The 16,441-nt window shown below is 39.0% G+C and carries 17 protein-coding genes; 10 read left to right on the top strand and 7 right to left on the bottom strand.

Going from position 1 to position 16,441, the window contains the following annotated elements; all coding sequences use genetic code 11:
* Positions 1 to 119 precede the first annotated feature (119 nt).
* From CPS_RS22060 to CPS_RS22050, 3 genes are all read left to right on the top strand, one after another.
* Positions 120 to 866: a hypothetical protein gene (locus CPS_RS22060; protein ID WP_011045623.1), complete on the top strand. Its 747-nt coding sequence runs from the start codon at positions 120 to 122 to the stop codon at positions 864 to 866.
* 19 nt (positions 867 to 885) lie between these two features.
* The gene (locus CPS_RS22055; protein WP_011045622.1) at positions 886 to 1,131 is read left to right on the top strand and encodes a DUF2024 family protein; all 246 of its coding nucleotides are present in this window, start codon (positions 886 to 888) and stop codon (positions 1,129 to 1,131) included.
* A gap of 145 nt (positions 1,132 to 1,276) precedes the next feature.
* Positions 1,277 to 1,531, top strand: coding sequence for a Rho-binding antiterminator (locus CPS_RS22050; RefSeq protein WP_011045621.1), 255 nt, complete (start codon positions 1,277 to 1,279; stop codon positions 1,529 to 1,531).
* A gap of 49 nt (positions 1,532 to 1,580) precedes the next feature.
* Here the strand turns inward: CPS_RS22050 and CPS_RS22045 are convergent, their stop codons facing one another.
* Positions 1,581 to 2,474, bottom strand: coding sequence for a helix-turn-helix domain-containing protein (locus CPS_RS22045; protein ID WP_011045620.1), 894 nt, complete (start codon positions 2,472 to 2,474; stop codon positions 1,581 to 1,583).
* Positions 2,475 to 2,811: 337 nt separating this feature from the next.
* Positions 2,812 to 3,633 carry a GNAT family N-acetyltransferase gene (locus CPS_RS22040; protein WP_011045617.1) on the bottom strand — a complete coding sequence of 274 codons (822 nt, stop codon included), beginning with the start codon at positions 3,631 to 3,633 and terminating at the stop codon, positions 2,812 to 2,814.
* Between the two features lie 212 nt (positions 3,634 to 3,845).
* Between CPS_RS22040 and CPS_RS22035 the strand changes: the two genes are divergently transcribed.
* Entirely contained in the window at positions 3,846 to 4,313 is a 468-nt protein-coding gene (locus tag CPS_RS22035) for a hypothetical protein (protein WP_011045616.1), read from the top strand.
* 164 nt (positions 4,314 to 4,477) lie between these two features.
* Positions 4,478 to 5,665 (top strand): YbfB/YjiJ family MFS transporter, encoded by a 1,188-nt coding sequence (locus CPS_RS22030; protein WP_011045615.1) that lies wholly within the window; start codon positions 4,478 to 4,480, stop codon positions 5,663 to 5,665.
* Between the two features lie 31 nt (positions 5,666 to 5,696).
* Here CPS_RS22030 and CPS_RS22025 read toward each other — a convergent pair whose 3' ends face one another.
* From CPS_RS22025 to CPS_RS22010, 4 genes are all read right to left on the bottom strand, one after another.
* On the bottom strand, positions 5,697 to 6,653 hold the full coding sequence (locus CPS_RS22025) for an ABC transporter substrate-binding protein (RefSeq protein WP_011045614.1): 957 nt from the start codon (positions 6,651 to 6,653) through the stop codon (positions 5,697 to 5,699).
* 310 nt (positions 6,654 to 6,963) lie between these two features.
* Positions 6,964 to 7,650 (bottom strand): glucosaminidase domain-containing protein, encoded by a 687-nt coding sequence (locus CPS_RS22020; protein WP_011045613.1) that lies wholly within the window; start codon positions 7,648 to 7,650, stop codon positions 6,964 to 6,966.
* Positions 7,651 to 7,864: 214 nt separating this feature from the next.
* Entirely contained in the window at positions 7,865 to 8,296 is a 432-nt protein-coding gene (locus CPS_RS22015) for a GlcG/HbpS family heme-binding protein (protein ID WP_011045612.1), read from the bottom strand.
* Between the two features lie 383 nt (positions 8,297 to 8,679).
* Positions 8,680 to 9,468 (bottom strand): IclR family transcriptional regulator, encoded by a 789-nt coding sequence (locus CPS_RS22010; protein ID WP_011045610.1) that lies wholly within the window; start codon positions 9,466 to 9,468, stop codon positions 8,680 to 8,682.
* Between the two features lie 720 nt (positions 9,469 to 10,188).
* Here CPS_RS22010 and bhcB point away from each other — a divergent pair.
* The 5 genes from bhcB (at position 10,189) to CPS_RS21985 (ending at position 14,943) form a co-directional block, all read left to right on the top strand.
* Positions 10,189 to 11,166 carry a beta-hydroxyaspartate dehydratase BhcB gene (gene bhcB / locus CPS_RS22005; RefSeq protein WP_011045607.1) on the top strand — a complete coding sequence of 326 codons (978 nt, stop codon included), beginning with the start codon at positions 10,189 to 10,191 and terminating at the stop codon, positions 11,164 to 11,166.
* A 109-nt stretch (positions 11,167 to 11,275) separates the two neighbouring features.
* Positions 11,276 to 12,424 carry a 3-hydroxy-D-aspartate aldolase BhcC gene (bhcC, locus tag CPS_RS22000; protein ID WP_011045606.1) on the top strand — a complete coding sequence of 383 codons (1,149 nt, stop codon included), beginning with the start codon at positions 11,276 to 11,278 and terminating at the stop codon, positions 12,422 to 12,424.
* Between the two features lie 73 nt (positions 12,425 to 12,497).
* Positions 12,498 to 13,535, top strand: coding sequence for an iminosuccinate reductase BhcD (gene bhcD, locus CPS_RS21995; RefSeq protein ID WP_011045605.1), 1,038 nt, complete (start codon positions 12,498 to 12,500; stop codon positions 13,533 to 13,535).
* Positions 13,536 to 13,814: 279 nt separating this feature from the next.
* Positions 13,815 to 14,240 carry a GNAT family N-acetyltransferase gene (locus CPS_RS21990; RefSeq protein WP_011045604.1) on the top strand — a complete coding sequence of 142 codons (426 nt, stop codon included), beginning with the start codon at positions 13,815 to 13,817 and terminating at the stop codon, positions 14,238 to 14,240.
* A gap of 142 nt (positions 14,241 to 14,382) precedes the next feature.
* On the top strand, positions 14,383 to 14,943 hold the full coding sequence (locus CPS_RS21985) for a YbhB/YbcL family Raf kinase inhibitor-like protein (protein ID WP_011045603.1): 561 nt from the start codon (positions 14,383 to 14,385) through the stop codon (positions 14,941 to 14,943).
* 57 nt (positions 14,944 to 15,000) lie between these two features.
* Here the strand turns inward: CPS_RS21985 and CPS_RS21980 are convergent, their stop codons facing one another.
* A complete protein-coding gene (locus CPS_RS21980; protein WP_011045602.1) occupies positions 15,001 to 16,140 on the bottom strand; it encodes a PepSY-associated TM helix domain-containing protein in 1,140 nt (379 codons plus the stop codon).
* Between the last annotated feature and the right edge of the window lie 301 nt (positions 16,141 to 16,441).

Below are 16,441 nucleotides of genomic sequence, written 5' to 3'. Positions count from 1 at the left end.
AGTAGAGTTTTATTATGCTTAAATATATTGGTATCGAATCGAAACTATTTTGATGGAGATAAGCCAAGTTAAGCATTAAGCACTTATTACTATCGTTTAATTAACTCAAAGGATTAATCATGAAAACTTCACAGCTATTTATCGCAGCAACCTTGAGCACCGTGCTGTTGACAACAACTACCTATGCTCACAATAAGCACAGCGGTCATATTCAAGCACCGATATCTTCGGCCATTGCTACTGAGTTTGACATTGTTCATGCCAAGGTAATTACCCAAGGCAGTCATTTAATATTCCAACAAGCGGTAACCGGTAAAGTTGGTAATAAACAGCCCGAAAAAAAGGGTCAGTTAGCCGGCGCCGAGGTCTATAGTTATGTATGGCCAACGTCACTTAATAGCTCTGCTGTAGGCTTTGAAGCGGATCAAGGCATTCTCTCTTTAGCGTTAACTGTACATCCTGACTTCGATGACACTCCTTTATATGATGAAGATGGTGATGGCAATAAAACCAATGACGGAGATAAATGGCATAGCCACTGGGTAGTTCTTGTGCCAGATAATGCCTGTGGTGAAGGCGCTTTAAAAGTTAAAGACATTGCTCAAGGTAGCTCACCTAAATTACCACTGACTTGGCCAAATTTACCTATCTTTATTGACAGTCCTGGATTTGATTTTAGCTTAGCGAAATCTGAAGTCTTAGTGCGAGTACCTCTATCTTCACTAGGTTTTCCAGAAAGCTTTTCTTTTGATGGTGTCACCGCAGGTTTAAAAATAAATCAGCAAGTACATGCGCCTTTGTTGTGTGTTAGTGATGTATTTGATGTCGCATCTGGTGATTTAAGCTTACCGGGCAAAAGCCAATAACTTTGTAGGAGTAGTGAGTATGCAAATACATGTTTTTGATACCCATGTAATGACGGATTCTGGTCAATATATCCATTTTGATGTTTTGGTGAATAATGAAAATATTAAGGAAGTAGAGCAATATGCCAAACAGTATCTCGCAAGTTTAGGCGTGAAAATAGATAATATTAAGCAAAGCCGTTGCAATTTTTGCCATAGTGAACTTGCTGACCTTGAGGTGCAAGATAATATCGCTAATCAGGGGCATAGTATTATTCGCTTATAATACCAATCCGACTAACCAGCTATTGCACAACCAAGTGCAGTGTTCTTGACTATTTGTCCTTATAATAAATTGCGCCATTAATTAATCTGATTGGTATAATTTATCTAACAGCTAGTTAAGTCTTAAGTAAAGGAGATAGTATTCAATGGCAAACAATATAAGTTGTGATGCTCATGACTATTTTGAAATTGTCTGTATGCGTCGAAGCCTAATCAAGGTGACGAGCAAAGACAATAAAATTTACCATGGCATAGCAACAGATATTAAACTTGTGGAAAAGCAAGAATATCTACAAATTAGTGATGATATTAAAACCGAGCAACTGCTGTTAAGTGAAGTGAAAACACTGGAGGCACTAGGAAATACTATTGCTCAACATAACTTTTCGATCACATGGTGATCTGAGCTGAACGTTTGAACAGGACAAATGATGGTATAAAATAATAGCGCTACAGTGAATCAACGCCACCATAAACATCAATGGTAAAACCCCGTTGTAGGGCATAGTCTTGGGGCGTTAATCCGAGTTGTTTTTTTAAATATCGAATTAGGTGAGGTTGATCACTAAAACCAAACTGATAAGCAATATCTACCCAGTCAATATCACTTTGTTCACGTTGATAGAGAAATTCCAAAATAGCTTCTAGCCTATTCATTGATTGGCATTGCTTAAGCGTTACCCCTGAAACTTTTAAAAAACTACGCTCTAAGGTGCGTTGTGAACAAAAGAGGGTATCTCCTAATGAATTAATTGCAGCTTTAGCCAACAGTGGTAGTACCTTCCTTGTCAGTTCACTATGATTATCCTCGTGGTTTTTTAAAAGCCAAGGCAGGCATAGCTTGTCCAGCATTTCAGCGCAGTCATCAGGGGAATTTCGTGCCAGAATAACTAAATCATGTTCATTTAGTTGATTATTATCGCTTAACTTATGGTCATCAAAATTGCTCTGTGCAAAATTAATGTTCTCAAAAGAAATCGCTTCAACAGTATCGACCACTGCTTGCGGTGTCTGTTCTTGCAAGTCCATAAAAGTGGGTAATGAATATAGTGCGCCGACATGGAATTTAATGCCAATACAGGCAACAGCCTTAGCATGATCTAATTCATAGGTTTTCCCATGAGGGTGTAACCAGTGACAACCATCCATTTGAGTAACACCATTATCACTCTTGTATCGAAAGTTTTGCTGTGGCAGCGCCAAAATTAAATGTGATGCTGGGTCAGGGTTAAGCTTCGGATAATCATTATGACCTTCAGCATTAGGCAATTTTTCAAGAAACCAATAACAGGCTATATATTTAGCAAGTTCTGGATTATTAGGGACTTTCAACCAATGTATCATCACACACCTTGATAGTTTTTTTGATCAATATAACGCAACCACTTTATGCTAACTATACCCGTCACCAATCAAGATACAGGTTTCAGAGTGCTTGGGCAATTTCTATGCAAGGCGCTGTGATGAAATAATGGTTATTCCATTGTGAATCACAGCAACGATTAAGTGATGTTGCTCAAGCGCTTCTTCGATGGTGTTAAATTGACTTTATACGGCGTTAAATAATCAAACCATAGAATGACTATGTTTAAATTATTTGCCCTGCCTAAAGTCATTTTAATTCCCACTGAAATCCTGCACTTTGGATGGTAACGGGTATATATTATAAATATAGTTATTTTTATGCGTGCTTGAACTCAAACTGTACTATACGATGAGCCGAGGTAAAGCCGGCGTGGGCAATGGCTTTTTGAGCGGCCACATTATTGCTTTCGGTGGAACAAATAGATGTTAATCCTTGGGTAGCGGCATGTTTAGTTAGAAAGGTTAAAACTTTTTTAGCGATACCTTGTCCACGGTTAGATTGTGCGACAATCATGCCTAAGTCAGCGTATTCAGTTTGATATTGATCGAATAAACGACATTCTCCTGCAGCTAATAATTTCCCTTTATGCCAATAACCAAAAAGTTCTTTGCGCTCAATTAAATTGCCGTAGTATTGCGTTAGCCATTGCTCGGGAGCACCGATATTGGCTGCTGCAAAGGTAACAAACGCTGTTAATTGCTCAGTACCAGCTATTTGCATATCAATCATCTCAAGATTTCTATCAGCCAACTTTGTGTTGTGCTGGTACATCAAAGAATTCACTTTAAATGTCGCTGAGTTATCTAAACATAAAGCCTGATAATTTAGCTCTGCGGTGCTAACAAATGCGCCTTTAACTTCACCTATTACGGAACTATTTTGCTGCGAAATTAATGTAAATAATTCCTGAGAACACAGTTGGAACTCCGGCTGAAGATAATATTGCAGCAGGTATCCGTCATCATTAACGCAACAGAATCCTACTAGGTTTTTATTTACATAAAAGCCAAAGTGTTTAGCCATAGGAGCGAAACCAAAATGCCACATGCCATCGAGTGGCACAATCGAGCTATCAAAATACGCTTTTTTTAATTGCGTTAAGTCGCTTAGCGATTCAATTGTTTTAATTTTAAACATTGTTTATTACCTACTATCTACTTGTATGATTCATATAGTAGGGTTTTAATACGTTGAGGGATTGAATAAAAGCGACAATGTCATTTTTATCACTGTCAGGACAATTAATAGCTGAAACTCTTCGTTAGCAATTTTAGATAAAGCACTATTACAATAACTCCATATATTATGGCAACTCACCGATTAATCGATAATATTTTATAAAGGCGCTGATGACTCTTAAAATTTTACTAATAACACTGTCAGCACTATTTCTTATCAGCTGTTCAGGCCGTCAAGTTGAAATAATGGATGATAACGGTAAGGTGATTGGCGAATGCTATGCTGGCGTTGATTGGCACTTTTATGGCATGCAAGACACCATTGATTATATGCTGTATCAGTGTGCTAAAGACTCTATTGAACAAGGTTATGCTCTTTCTGACAAGTCTCTGTTAGAAAAAGACTTTACCTTGCCAAAACCACCTAAAGATCAAGCATGGAATAAAAAAATTGCCATGCAGCACTATAAAAATGGTGCTATTAGCGAGCAAAAATTAGGTTACATTCTTGCTGCCATTGAGTATGAGTACATGAAAGTTGCTTGGCCTGCTCAAGATGACTTAATCACAGGAAAAATTAATCAAGCAGAATTTGATCGAATTGTTAAAAAGGCTAAATATATTTGGCTTGGAGAATGATACTAATTTTCCTAGCAAAAAGTAATCCTCCGTTATTATTTTTACAACTCAGTTGAACTCACATCTACATTTTATATGTTACTCATCATCATTGGTGATTTACTTATTTATCTCAGTTGGTTATACACTGCAACATATCGCAAGGAACATCTTTATGGAGCAAAATGGCGCACTTCAACCGAGAGAGTAATAATGCAATTTTATTGGCAGGTATATTAGCTCTTGTTGTGGGTGTTGGTGTCGCTCGTTTTGTTTTTACTTCACTTTTGCCGGCAATGTTGGAAGACTCGATCAACATAGCTTTTGCTGGTGTGCTTGCCTCAATAAATTACTTCGGTTATTTAAGCGGATCAGTTTTTTCTATTTTTATTAAAGATATATACACCAAGGTAAAATATTTCCGATTAGGGTTAGTGCTTTGTGTCATTTGTTCTTTTGTTTTAGGTATTACTGAAAACGATATAGTGTGGGTTATTGCCCGATTCTTGGCTGGTTTTGGTGCTGCAATGGCGCTTGTTGTAGGATCTGCTATTGTCATGCTGAAGCTACAATCGACCAATAAAACTAAAGCAATGGGCATACATTTTAGCGGTTTGGGCTTTTCAATCGTCATTACGGACCTAGTGATGCGGGGTGTCTTTAGTTATGGTGGAGACTGGAAAGATGCATGGCTTATATTGGCTATTCTTGGCGGCTTCTTTTCATGTTATTCCGCTTATATTTTACGCTTTGAAAAACAACCTACCAATGACGTAATTAAACATAAATTTGATAAATCACTCTTTTCACCTATGGTCATCATTCTTATTTTGGCCTACTTTACCGAGGGTGTTGGTATGGTCGTACAATCAACCTTTTTGCCTGACATAGTGAACTCATTAGATGGTTTGTCAGGTTATGGTGGCTGGGTATGGTTAGTCGCAGGTATTGCCGGAATTCCCTCTTGTATTATATGGATGCGATTAGCACATCGCTTTGGCAGTATTAATATTATGATGATCGCCATGCTGTTGCAGATTATCGGGATTTTAATCCCGATATTTTCTAACAATATAATTATGAATCTTATTAGTGGTATCCTTTTTGGTGCCACATTTATTGGTTTAGTTGCTTTGTTTATGAATTTTGGCGGTCAACTATCAAAGAAAAATCCAGTCTTTATCATGGGGGCATTAACAGCGGCTTACGGGGTGGGGCAAATTATCGCACCATTATACAGCGTTGCATTGATCGAACAGTTTCAGACTTATAATCACGCTTTATATTTAACCGCGTTTATCGTTGCGTGTGGCATTTTACTGCTGACTTATGCCAAGTTTAATCTTAAGGAAGCAACACTGTGTATGCAGTAGTTATGTGTGCAGTAATAATGTGTTTTGAGGTTTATTGCTGACACTCTAACGATGACCACTTTTTGATATCTTTAGCATATTTCTTTGACCATTCATTAGCGGCGTCCTGATCTGAAAGCCTTGTTATAACCGCTAAAGAAGATGCATCGGTAATCATACGGTTGGTAAAACTAATGTTTTGAATTAAGTGATATACACAAGGAAATTTTTGTTTTAAATTTGGCGCCGCTGCTTTTTTTAACCATCCGCCTCTGCGGTTGCCACAGTCTTTAACTAATTTTTTATTGAGTCCCCACTCGGGTATATTTTCACACTGTTCTGTATACAGAGGAAAATTGACAAATTCACCTTCGATATAATTGTCGGTCCAATTAGGGCTCCAATTTAACAAGAGGATAGGGCGCTTTTTTTCAATCGCAAGGGTAAGTGCTTCCCACAATGCTGATTCATCAGGTAAACGTTCAATGGCAAACTTTAGCCCTAACGCTCGAATAATATCAGCATCACCATAATTCCATGGGCCACCAAAATATATACCTTTTTCCGTTGTTTTCGACCCCTTAAAAAGTGCTCTACATTTATTTAAAGCTTGCCACTGGGGTAATTCAGGACATAAATCTTCCACATATTTTGGGTACCACCAATCTTCTACTACTTTGGCTTCATGTGTTCCTAAATCAATAATATCACCGTTAGCGACAAGCTTATTGAACTCTTGCCCCATTGACGGTTCCCATACTTCTATTTGAAAATGAATAACTCCACGTTTCAGTGCTCCCCATTGTCGGTCAGCACTAATGTTTATGTACTCTACCGGGGTACCTAAATTTTCAATTAACTGACCAACAACGTTTGACAATACCCGCTGGCTTGACCAGTTATTTGTTGGTATAACGACTTTATCTGTAGGGTGAGACGGTTTGGACCATAATGTGCTGGAAAAAAATAGTAATGAGAATAAGGTCTTAACGTAATAACTATTGTTCATTTTTAGCCTAAGGATTAAATGGGGTTAGGTGCGCTTCAAATAATATGTAATAACACTAGGGCTAAATTTTATCGCGAATAATGAATAAAAAGTACCAGTTATTACTACCTCCAAGGGGCTAGTGCTATTGAGTTTAATATATATTGACTATGATGTCCTATTTCGTCTCAAAGTAAGCCGCTGGTTGGGTGCTCTCAACACGCCAATTACGTTCGATTTATGCTTTAGTGAAACCTAATTGAAGCGGCCGTTACTACTAAAAAAGTCAGCTTATGGCGTATAAACTGAATTTTTTAGTAGTCAGCTTGATTTAGTCAGCGTCATACTTATTAAATTTATTGAACTTGATAATTGAAGTAAGCTCTTCACCATAAAGACTACCTTTTTCAGAATAACGATCCAATTTAGTAACCAGTATAAAAGGGTCGTTTGTTTGCATTCTAGCTTCTCTAAACTCAGCAAAAGCGCTGCTACGTCCCACAGTGCGATAGTAATCGACTATAGCATCTTCAATAGAATTGTATTTCTTTACCCAAATAGTTTTGTCGCCACGCATTTTTAAAGCAGCAACCCTAGGTTCATTTTTGTCAAAAGACCAAACACCAAAGATATTATTAGCGACTCTAAAAAAGCGTGAGGTAGCCCAAGAACTTTCTATTGCCGCTTGTGCGATGGCAATACTTTTAGGGTGAGGTTTAAGTGCCATGAGCAATTTTTCATTGGTAGTGGCTTTGTATTCTACTTTTAATTTTTCAATCTCAGCACTCGTTTTACCGGCATCAAGTGTTGTTTTAATCTCTTCATATCTAGCCATTAGTTTCGTGTAAACAATGTTAACAGCAGGAATGATTAACGCTCTAAATCTTGCTTTTTTCTCTTGTACTGTCATTTTAGGGAGCTCAGGCTCCTGTTGAGTAACACTGTAAATAACCGATGCAATGATAACGAGCAGTATTGTAGCGATAATTATTTTGATTTTATTTGAAGGACGTAGCACTAATATATTTCCGAAGTGATTGTTAAACTGAGGTATTAAGACTAAATAGTAGGGTAGTTCGGTGGTAAAAACAAAATTTAATCTGGCAAGGGGTAACGTTGGTTGTCATCAGGATGGGTTTACCGAGGTAGTGTGTGAGTTTTGAAATAGGCAAAAGTGAGTCATACTGAGATGAATATACCTCAAAGTGTAACACTCACTTTCGCTTGATTAGTTAGCCATAGGTTTTACTAAAACTATCAACACCTGCTTGCGCGCAGCCTAAATCTTGCTCGGGTGAACCTGAACTCACGCCAATACCACCAACAACGCTGCCATTAAAGGTGATGGGCAAACCACCGCCAACAATGCACATACGGCCACCTAGAGCGGTATGAATGCCAAATAAATTATTTTTATGTCCTGGAATGCAGGCCTTATTAAATTCATGGGTACCCTTACGCGCTGATGCCGCGGTAAAAGCTTTATCTTGTGAAATGGTAATACTGTGTACTTTACCGCCATCCATGCGTTCAAAGGCAATTAAATTACCTGACTCATCTACCACGGCAATGCACATAGGCACGCCAAGTTCATTGGCTTTATTCACCGCGCCGTCAATTATCGTTTTTGCTTCCGTTTGGTTTAGTCTATTTATTGTTAACATAGTTTCCACTCTTTAATTTTAAATCTGGTTTATACCCAAGCCACTTCAAAATGCTCGTTCAGGATAGTGAGCAACTCATGAGCAAGGCGCATCTTTTTATTAATTGTCATTCCCTTAAAAACGGATGCAACGAGGTTCATGAATTGCTCAGAAATCCCCACAGGGTTGGTTTAGAAACATTTTTGGCTGCGTTATTAATTTTGAGAAGGGAACAACCATTCTCTTCAACCAATGCCTTGCCTAAAACGTTTCTAATTCCAACTGAACCATGCTGTTTGCAGTAGTTTGGGTATTACCCCAAGCTCCGTTGTGATGGGGGGTGGGTATGCCGCAGAGATAAAATATTGGCGGTGAGAAAATACCCTTGCTGTTGTAAACTTTGCTTAACTGGTTTCTTTAATTGGCTGTTGGTTTTTAACAAAGCCAAGTTCAATGGAAATTGACTTACCTGCTTTGACTAAGTGTTTGACCCATTCATCTTTACGTCTATCTATCGGTGCTGACACCGATAACCCAGCAACAACTTCACCGTATCTGTCATATAACAGCACGCCAATACAACCTACACCTATTTCGGCTTCTTCGTTATCGTAGGCAAATCCTTGCTCAACACAGTGCATACACTCGCGCTCTAAGCTTTCTATGTCTGAAAATGTTTTACGAGTATAGGTTGGTAAATTTGTGCGATGGGCATAACCACTAATTCCTTCGCTGCCTTCCATGCCTAACATCATTTTACCAACGCCTGTTACATGAAGCGGCGCTCGGCTACCAATAATTTGTTGAACATGCATCATTCTATTGGGAATGGCTTTTTCTACGTAAATGATCACATCGCCTTCACGCGTGGTGAGGTTAATCGTTTCACCAAACTTATCTCGTAGTTTTTCCATATAAGGTAATGCCACTTTGCGAAAATCTACGTGTTGAGATTGATAATTACTGAGTCTAATGAGTCGACCACTTAACTGGTACTTACCTGAATTGTCTCGATCAACAAAGTGATTATCGATAAGAGAATGTAATATTCGAAAAGCAGTAGATGGCGCTAAATTAGTATCGGCACTAAGCGCTTTTAGTGTTACCGGCATGGTATAGCGTGAAATAGCATCGAGTAATGTGGCTGCTCTATCTATTACTTGAATGCGAGATTCGGGTTTAACTTTAGTCATAATATTGCCGCTCAGTTTAAAAATTTATCGAATATCAAACTAACTAAGTGATCTTTTTAAATGCTCTAAACACCCAATAACATTGTTGCTTTTGAAGGTTTACGCTCATTAAATTTGAATTATTAATTAATTGGATTGTTATAACATCCCCTTTCTTGACTCTTGTGTCAACTTTATGTTGGTTTTGATTTAAATATATAGCTTAAACCGACAAAAGCCATCATTAATGCGAGTTCGTCGATTTCACATAGTGGAATATGTAAATTGCACTGAACTCGATATTCATATACCCCCTTATTTATCAGTGGTGTGGAAGGCATTACTCGGTATACAAAGTCATTATTTCACATGGTGGAATTCATCTTGTTTGCCTGAACTAGTTGTTTTCCATAAGGTGAAATAGAAGCAAAAAATGACTAAGAAAATAAACATCAGCTACAAATTACGAGTCACCTTAAGACTCATATAGATAAATACGACTTATACCAGTTTCATTAATTATGTGATCTATTTTATACGCAGGAAAAATGGCGAAATATAAGGCATTTATTGCAATAACTAGTTGTTATAATTATTAAATAAATAACGAAGTAGTTGGCTATTTAACCAGTAGAAATGATCACTAAGTTAGTGAGGTTGGTATTACCACACGATTAATGTCACGGCTAAAGCCATGACTAATATGACGGTTAATACCGCAAGAGATATTAAGAGGCACCTATGAGCAGTTCACCTAACCAAACCATGAATATTCCAAGCTACGAGGATGTACTCGTAGCCCACGAACGTATTAAACCCTATATTCACGAAACCCCAGTATTAACCTCACGTTTCCTTAATGAATTAACAGGTGCTGAGTTATTTTTTAAATGTGAAAACTTGCAAAAGGCAGCCGCTTTTAAAGTGCGCGGAGCCTGTAATGCTGTTTTTGGTTTAACAGACGCTGAAGCAAAAATTGGTGTGGCTACACATTCATCAGGTAACCATGCTTTATCGTTATCTTATGCCGCTGGACGACGTGGCATCCCCGTTACCGTAGTGATGCCGCGTACAGCGCCGCAAGCTAAGAAAGATGCCGTAATTGGCTATGGCGGAGTCATTGTTGAATGTGAGCCTTCTACTAGTTCACGCGAAGCCGTCTTTGCTGACGTTGTTGCTGAGTCAGGTGCAGACTTTGTTCATCCTTACAACGACCCACGCGTTATCGCTGGCCAAGCCACTTGTGCAAAAGAGCTGGTTAATCAGGTACTTAATTTAGATGCTGTGGTAGCGCCAATTGGCGGCGGCGGCATGATATCAGGTACTTGCTTAACACTCTCTACTACTAATCCGACAATCAAAATTTATGCGGCAGAGCCTTTGAATGCAGATGATGCTGCGCGCTCATTTAAAGCGGGTCATATCATTGCTGACGATGCTCCAGAGACAGTTGCCGATGGTCTAAAAGTTCCACTTAAAGATCTGACTTGGCATTTTGTTAAAAACCATGTCACCGATATTTTAACGGCAACCGAAGACGAAATTGTCGCGGCAATGAAGCTTATTTGGATCCGCATGAAAATTGTAGTGGAGCCAAGCAGCGCGGTAACACTCGCGATTATTTTGAAAAATCCCGAGGTATTTAAAGGCAAGCGTATCGGGGTAATTCTGACTGGCGGTAATGTCGATTTAGACAAATTACCTTGGATGAATAAATAGGCCAATAAGTACAGCCGTCAAAAAAATTAAATTTTGGTTCAAATTAAAAATTATACAAAAGCTCGATCTAAAAATTATCTAAATACTAATTAAAATTTTGGAGAAGAAGATGACAAAAGTAAATGATTTAGAAGTAGGTTATGACGTTCCGGCCCTTCCGGGTATGGATGAAGCGGACATTCAAACACCTTGTTTGATTGTCGATTTAGACGCGTTAGAGCGTAACATTACCAAGATGGGACAATTCGCTAAAGAGATGGGGGTTCGTCATCGTGTGCATGGCAAAATGCATAAGTCTGTTGATATAGCATTTTTACAAGAAAAGCTGGGTGATAGCTGTGGTGTATGTTGTCAAAAAGTATCAGAAGCCGAAGTCTTTGCACGTGGCGGCATTAAAGATGTTTTAGTATCTAACCAAGTACGTGAACCAGCAAAAATAGATCGTTTAGCACGTTTACCTAAACTTGGCGCTCGTACTTTGGTTTGTGTTGATGATCTTGAAAATGTTGCTGAATTAGCAGCTGCGGTTAATAAACATGACACGCAAATTGAATGTTTAGTTGAAATTGACTGTGGCGCGGGTCGTTGTGGTGTAAGTGAAGGCCAGCCCGTTGTTGATATCGCTAAAGCGATTGCGGCAACACCAGGTCTAACTTTTTCTGGTATTCAAGCTTACCAAGGCGCTATGCAGCACATGGAAAGTTACCAAGAACGTAAAGAGAAGATTGACATCGCTGTTGGCATGGTTGCTCGAACAATCGACATGCTTAAAGCAGAAGGGCTTGAGTGCGACATCGTTGGTGGTGGCGGTACAGGCTCATATTACTTTGAAGGTAATTCAGGTGTTTTCAATGAATTACAGTGTGGTTCTTACGCTTTTATGGATGCTGATTACCAACGCATTCATGATGAAAAAGGTGAGCGAATTTCAGAATTTGAAAACTCATTATTTATCTTAACGTCTGTTATGAGCCACACCAAAGCTGACAAAGCTATTTGTGATGCAGGTCTTAAAGCGCAATCAGTAGATAGTGGTTTACCGTACATCTTTGGTCGTGATGATGTTGAATACATCAAGTGTTCTGATGAACACGGTGTTATTTCAGATGCTAACGGCGTACTAAAAATTAATGAAAAGCTAAAACTCGTCCCTGGGCATTGTGATCCAACGTGTAACGTTCACGATTATTATGTTGGTGTACGTAATGGCAAAGTAGAAACCTTATGGCCAGTTTCTGCACGTGGTAAAGCGTACTAAACATTCATCTTTAAAAGCTATTTATGCCCTCGGCCTTTGTTGAGGGTTTTGCTATTTTTATAGGACATTAATTATGAGTGATTCAAAAGAAAACCATGCACCAGAAAACCATTCACATAAAAACTCTTTACCCGTTAACAAGGGCGTATCAGTTGTTTCAGAAGCGGTTTGCCAAGAAGTTATGGGTAGAGCAGATGCCTTTACCGCAGTAGAAAACGTATTTTCTGCAATGGCGAAAAATACCGCCTACAACTTTCCGGTAATACGTGAAGCCATTGGTCATGCGGATGCCCTCTATGGTTTTAAATCGGGCTTCGACCGTGACGGTATGGTGCTTGGCTTAAAATCAGGGGGATACTGGCCGGGTAATGTGCAAAAAGACCTGACTAACCACCAATCCACAGTGATTTTGTTTGACCCTGATACCGGCCAGTTAAAATCCCTTGTTGGCGGTAACTACTTAACTGCCGTGCGAACTGCTGCCTCTTCTGCCGTTTCTATTGCGCATTTAGCTCGTAAAGATTCAAAAGTGCTAGGTATGGTAGGTGCAGGTCACCAATCAACTTTTCAATTACGTGCCGCTGTTGAACAACGTGAGTTCGAAAAAATTGTTTGCTGGAACTTCCACCCTGAGCAAATACCTAAGCTTGCTGCGGTGGCTGAAGAATTAGGTTTACCGTTTGAATCAGTAACGCGTGAAGAGCTTTGTGCTCAAGCGGATGTCATTATTACCATTACTTCAGCGTTTGAGGCGCTAATAGATAAAGACTGGATCAAGCCCGGTACTCACATTGCGTGTATGGGAACCGACACTGTAGGCAAGCAAGAAGTTGATGCTAAGCTACTGGCAGTAGCTAAGGTCTTTACCGATGAATTAGCGCAATCAATTACTCTGGGTGAAGCTCAACATGCGATTGCACAAAAGCTCATTCAACAAAGCGACATTGTGCCAATTGGCGAAGTAATTAACGGTACTAAAACCGGCCGAACATCAGCAGAAGATATTACTTTGTTTGATGGTACTGGTGTTGGCTTACAGGATTTAGCTGTAGCCTCAGTCGCTGCTGAATTAGCTGAAGCTAAAGGGCAGGTTACTTACTTCAACTTATAACACTACTTTTTAGCTAAAGTTTCAAGGGCAACAATTCACAATGGCTGTTTATTCATTTAAACAGCCATTTTTTGCTTTCTAAAAATTAGCTAGCCAATAACATAATGTTAAAAAATAGTCTTAAAATAAAAATGATGTTTATTATGTGAAAGTATTAGTAGTTAAGTTAACTTAGTAACAGACTTTGATTTTCTGCTCAGAACGTTAAAGTGATTTATTACGACAGTACTAATGTTTGATTGGTTGAGCGTACGATTAAGCTGCCTAGAATAAATGGAGATGACAGTGTTAGCAGATAAATTTTGCTTAAAATTAGACAGCCCAACAGTTGAAGACTTTCTGACATTACGCAGCAAAGTGGGATGGGGCGATCTTGATGCGAACCTCGCTGAAAAAAGTTTAAATCATAGCTTATTCCATGTGATCATTTTGCATGATAACCGACTTGTTGGTATGGGAAGAGTCGTTGGTGATGGCGCTATGTATTTTTATATTCAGGATGTGATTGTCGACCCAAGCTACCAAAAGTTGGGTATTGGCGCGGCTTTAATGGCTAAGATAGAAGGCTATTTATCTGATGCCACTAACCAAGGCTCTACTATCGGTTTGTTGGCAGCACAGGGAAAAGAGGCCTTCTATAGCCGTTATGGTTACACCCAAAGACCTAGTCGTTCTTTAGGTCATGGCATGTGTAAGTTTATATAAAACTTACCAAAAAAAACGGGTAGGGCGAAACTTAGCAGTATCGATACTATGAATTATATGGGATATCGCTAGAATAGTTATCTATAGTTAACCATCTATTGCCAATCACCATTTAGTAATTCATTAAATAAGGTTCATCGTTATGTTTAAGTCACTCACATTAGTTACCTTGCTCTCAATCAGTTTTTCTTCTATCACCTTGGCAGATACTTTTACCTTATCAAGTAAAGATATCGCAGAGGGAGAATTTATGGCTAAAGCCCAAGAATTTAATGGCTTTGGTTGTAGCGGCGGGGATTTATCGCCACAGCTAGCATGGTCAGGTGCTCCTGAAGGTACGAAAAGTTTTGCCATTACTGCCTATGATCCTGATGCACCAACAGGCAGTGGTTGGTGGCATTGGCAAATAGTGAATATTCCTCATACTGTGAACGAAATAGCCGCAGGCGCTGGCAGTGCCAAAAAAGGCTCAGCACCTGAGGGCAGCGTGCAAATAGCAAATGATTTCGGTTACCGCGGGTTTGGTGGTGCTTGCCCGCCAGAAGGCCACGGAATTCACCATTACCGCTTTACTGTTCATGCACTATCAGTAGAGAAGCTTGAGTTGCCACAAGAGGCGTCAGGCGCGTTAACGGGTTATATGATTAATGCGAACACTATTGCCACAAGTACAATCGAGTCTTTATATAAACGAGACAAATAACACCAATTATGTAGAGCCACTTAAAGCTCTACTTAGACCAACCCTCTTTAGTCATAGTTAATTTACTTGCGCGGATACAGTGCCGCTTACTTTTTGACTGTTTTTCCAACGCCTCCAAGAAAGCATCGCGCCGGTATACACCAATAAGCATGCAAATAGCGAAGCCAAACCAGCAATAGTTTGTCCAAATGGTCCGAAGACTTCACCGGTATGAAGAAACCTAATGTAGCTACGTAGCTTGCTGTAAGTAGATAGTTGGTCAAATTTTTGTTCTTGAACCAGATCCCCTGTTGTAGAATCTAATAATATTGAGATACGTTTTTGTGGTTCACCACCATTACCCATATCAACACGGTAAATTTTGCTGCTAGTCGGCGCATTATCTAATGAAAATTGAATGCTTTGCCACTGTGGATAATATTGTCTTATTTTGGTTAATTGTTTAGTAATAGTTAGTTGGGACGCGCTTTGTTGAGCAGACACTTCAACAGGCTTAGCAAGTGACACTGACTCTGTTGAGACATAGTTTTTAAGTGTTTGGCCCGGCCATTTATAGGAAAAGAATACCGCAGTTACCACCACTACAAAAAGTACCGGCGCGATATAAATACCAAAAACATTATGCCATTGGTAATTTCTCGCACTCTTGTTAGGATAATTTCCAGACAAGGTTAACCTTTGCTTGAATGCTCTGCTGTTAAAGCGCTTAGGTAGCCATAAATATAGCCCTGAAAGAATTAAAACAATAAAAATGACATTGGCAATACCATTAACCTCTCGACCTGTTTGACTGAAATCTCCATCTAAGGTTAACCAACGATGAAAAGCTCTTAATTTACGGAAAAAGGTTTTTGTGCCTTGACCCGGTATCGCTATTTCTGCCCCAGTATAAGGGTTAAGGTAAGCGAGTGTTTTTCTGCCATCTTTAATAATAATCGGTGCATTAGGCTGATTTTCTACCACAACGTTAGCGATTTTTTTGCTCGGGTACTGTTTAGCAATAATCAAAAGTTGCGACAGGGGTAACTTGTTATTTGATGCTGTTGGCGCTGCAGGATAATCGCTACGTTCGGCGGCTTTAATCATCTGACGTTCATAGGTTAAGGCAACACCGGTGATAGACATTAAAAAAATAAAAATAGCCGCACTACAGCCTATGATTAAATGTAGCCAAAAAAAAGTTTTTCTTATATTCATGATTTTACCTAGAACTAGCATTGAAAGCCCTAAGCTAGAAAACAAGATAAGTCCTCTGCGAACTTAATACCCGTTTAGCTAACTTAATAGGGGGAGTTTTGTCAGTATTGAAGTGACATTTTGAGGATTGTAAAACATTTTTATAAAATAAAATATAATTGGATACGAATCATTCGTTATTAGATGTGTTTTTTGTAGTATTCATGATTTAGCTATAAAAAGTAGCAATAAATAACGAATAAACTACTAGGGCTAATATGTTATTCCTAGTAATTTATCGGCATCAACATTAACCGTTTTA

It is taken from the genome of Colwellia psychrerythraea 34H, assembly GCF_000012325.1.
Taxonomy (GTDB): Bacteria; Pseudomonadota; Gammaproteobacteria; order Enterobacterales; family Alteromonadaceae; genus Colwellia; species Colwellia psychrerythraea_A.
The sequence above is the reverse complement of the archived record's forward strand: the minus strand, read 5'-3'. Positions and strand labels throughout refer to the sequence as shown.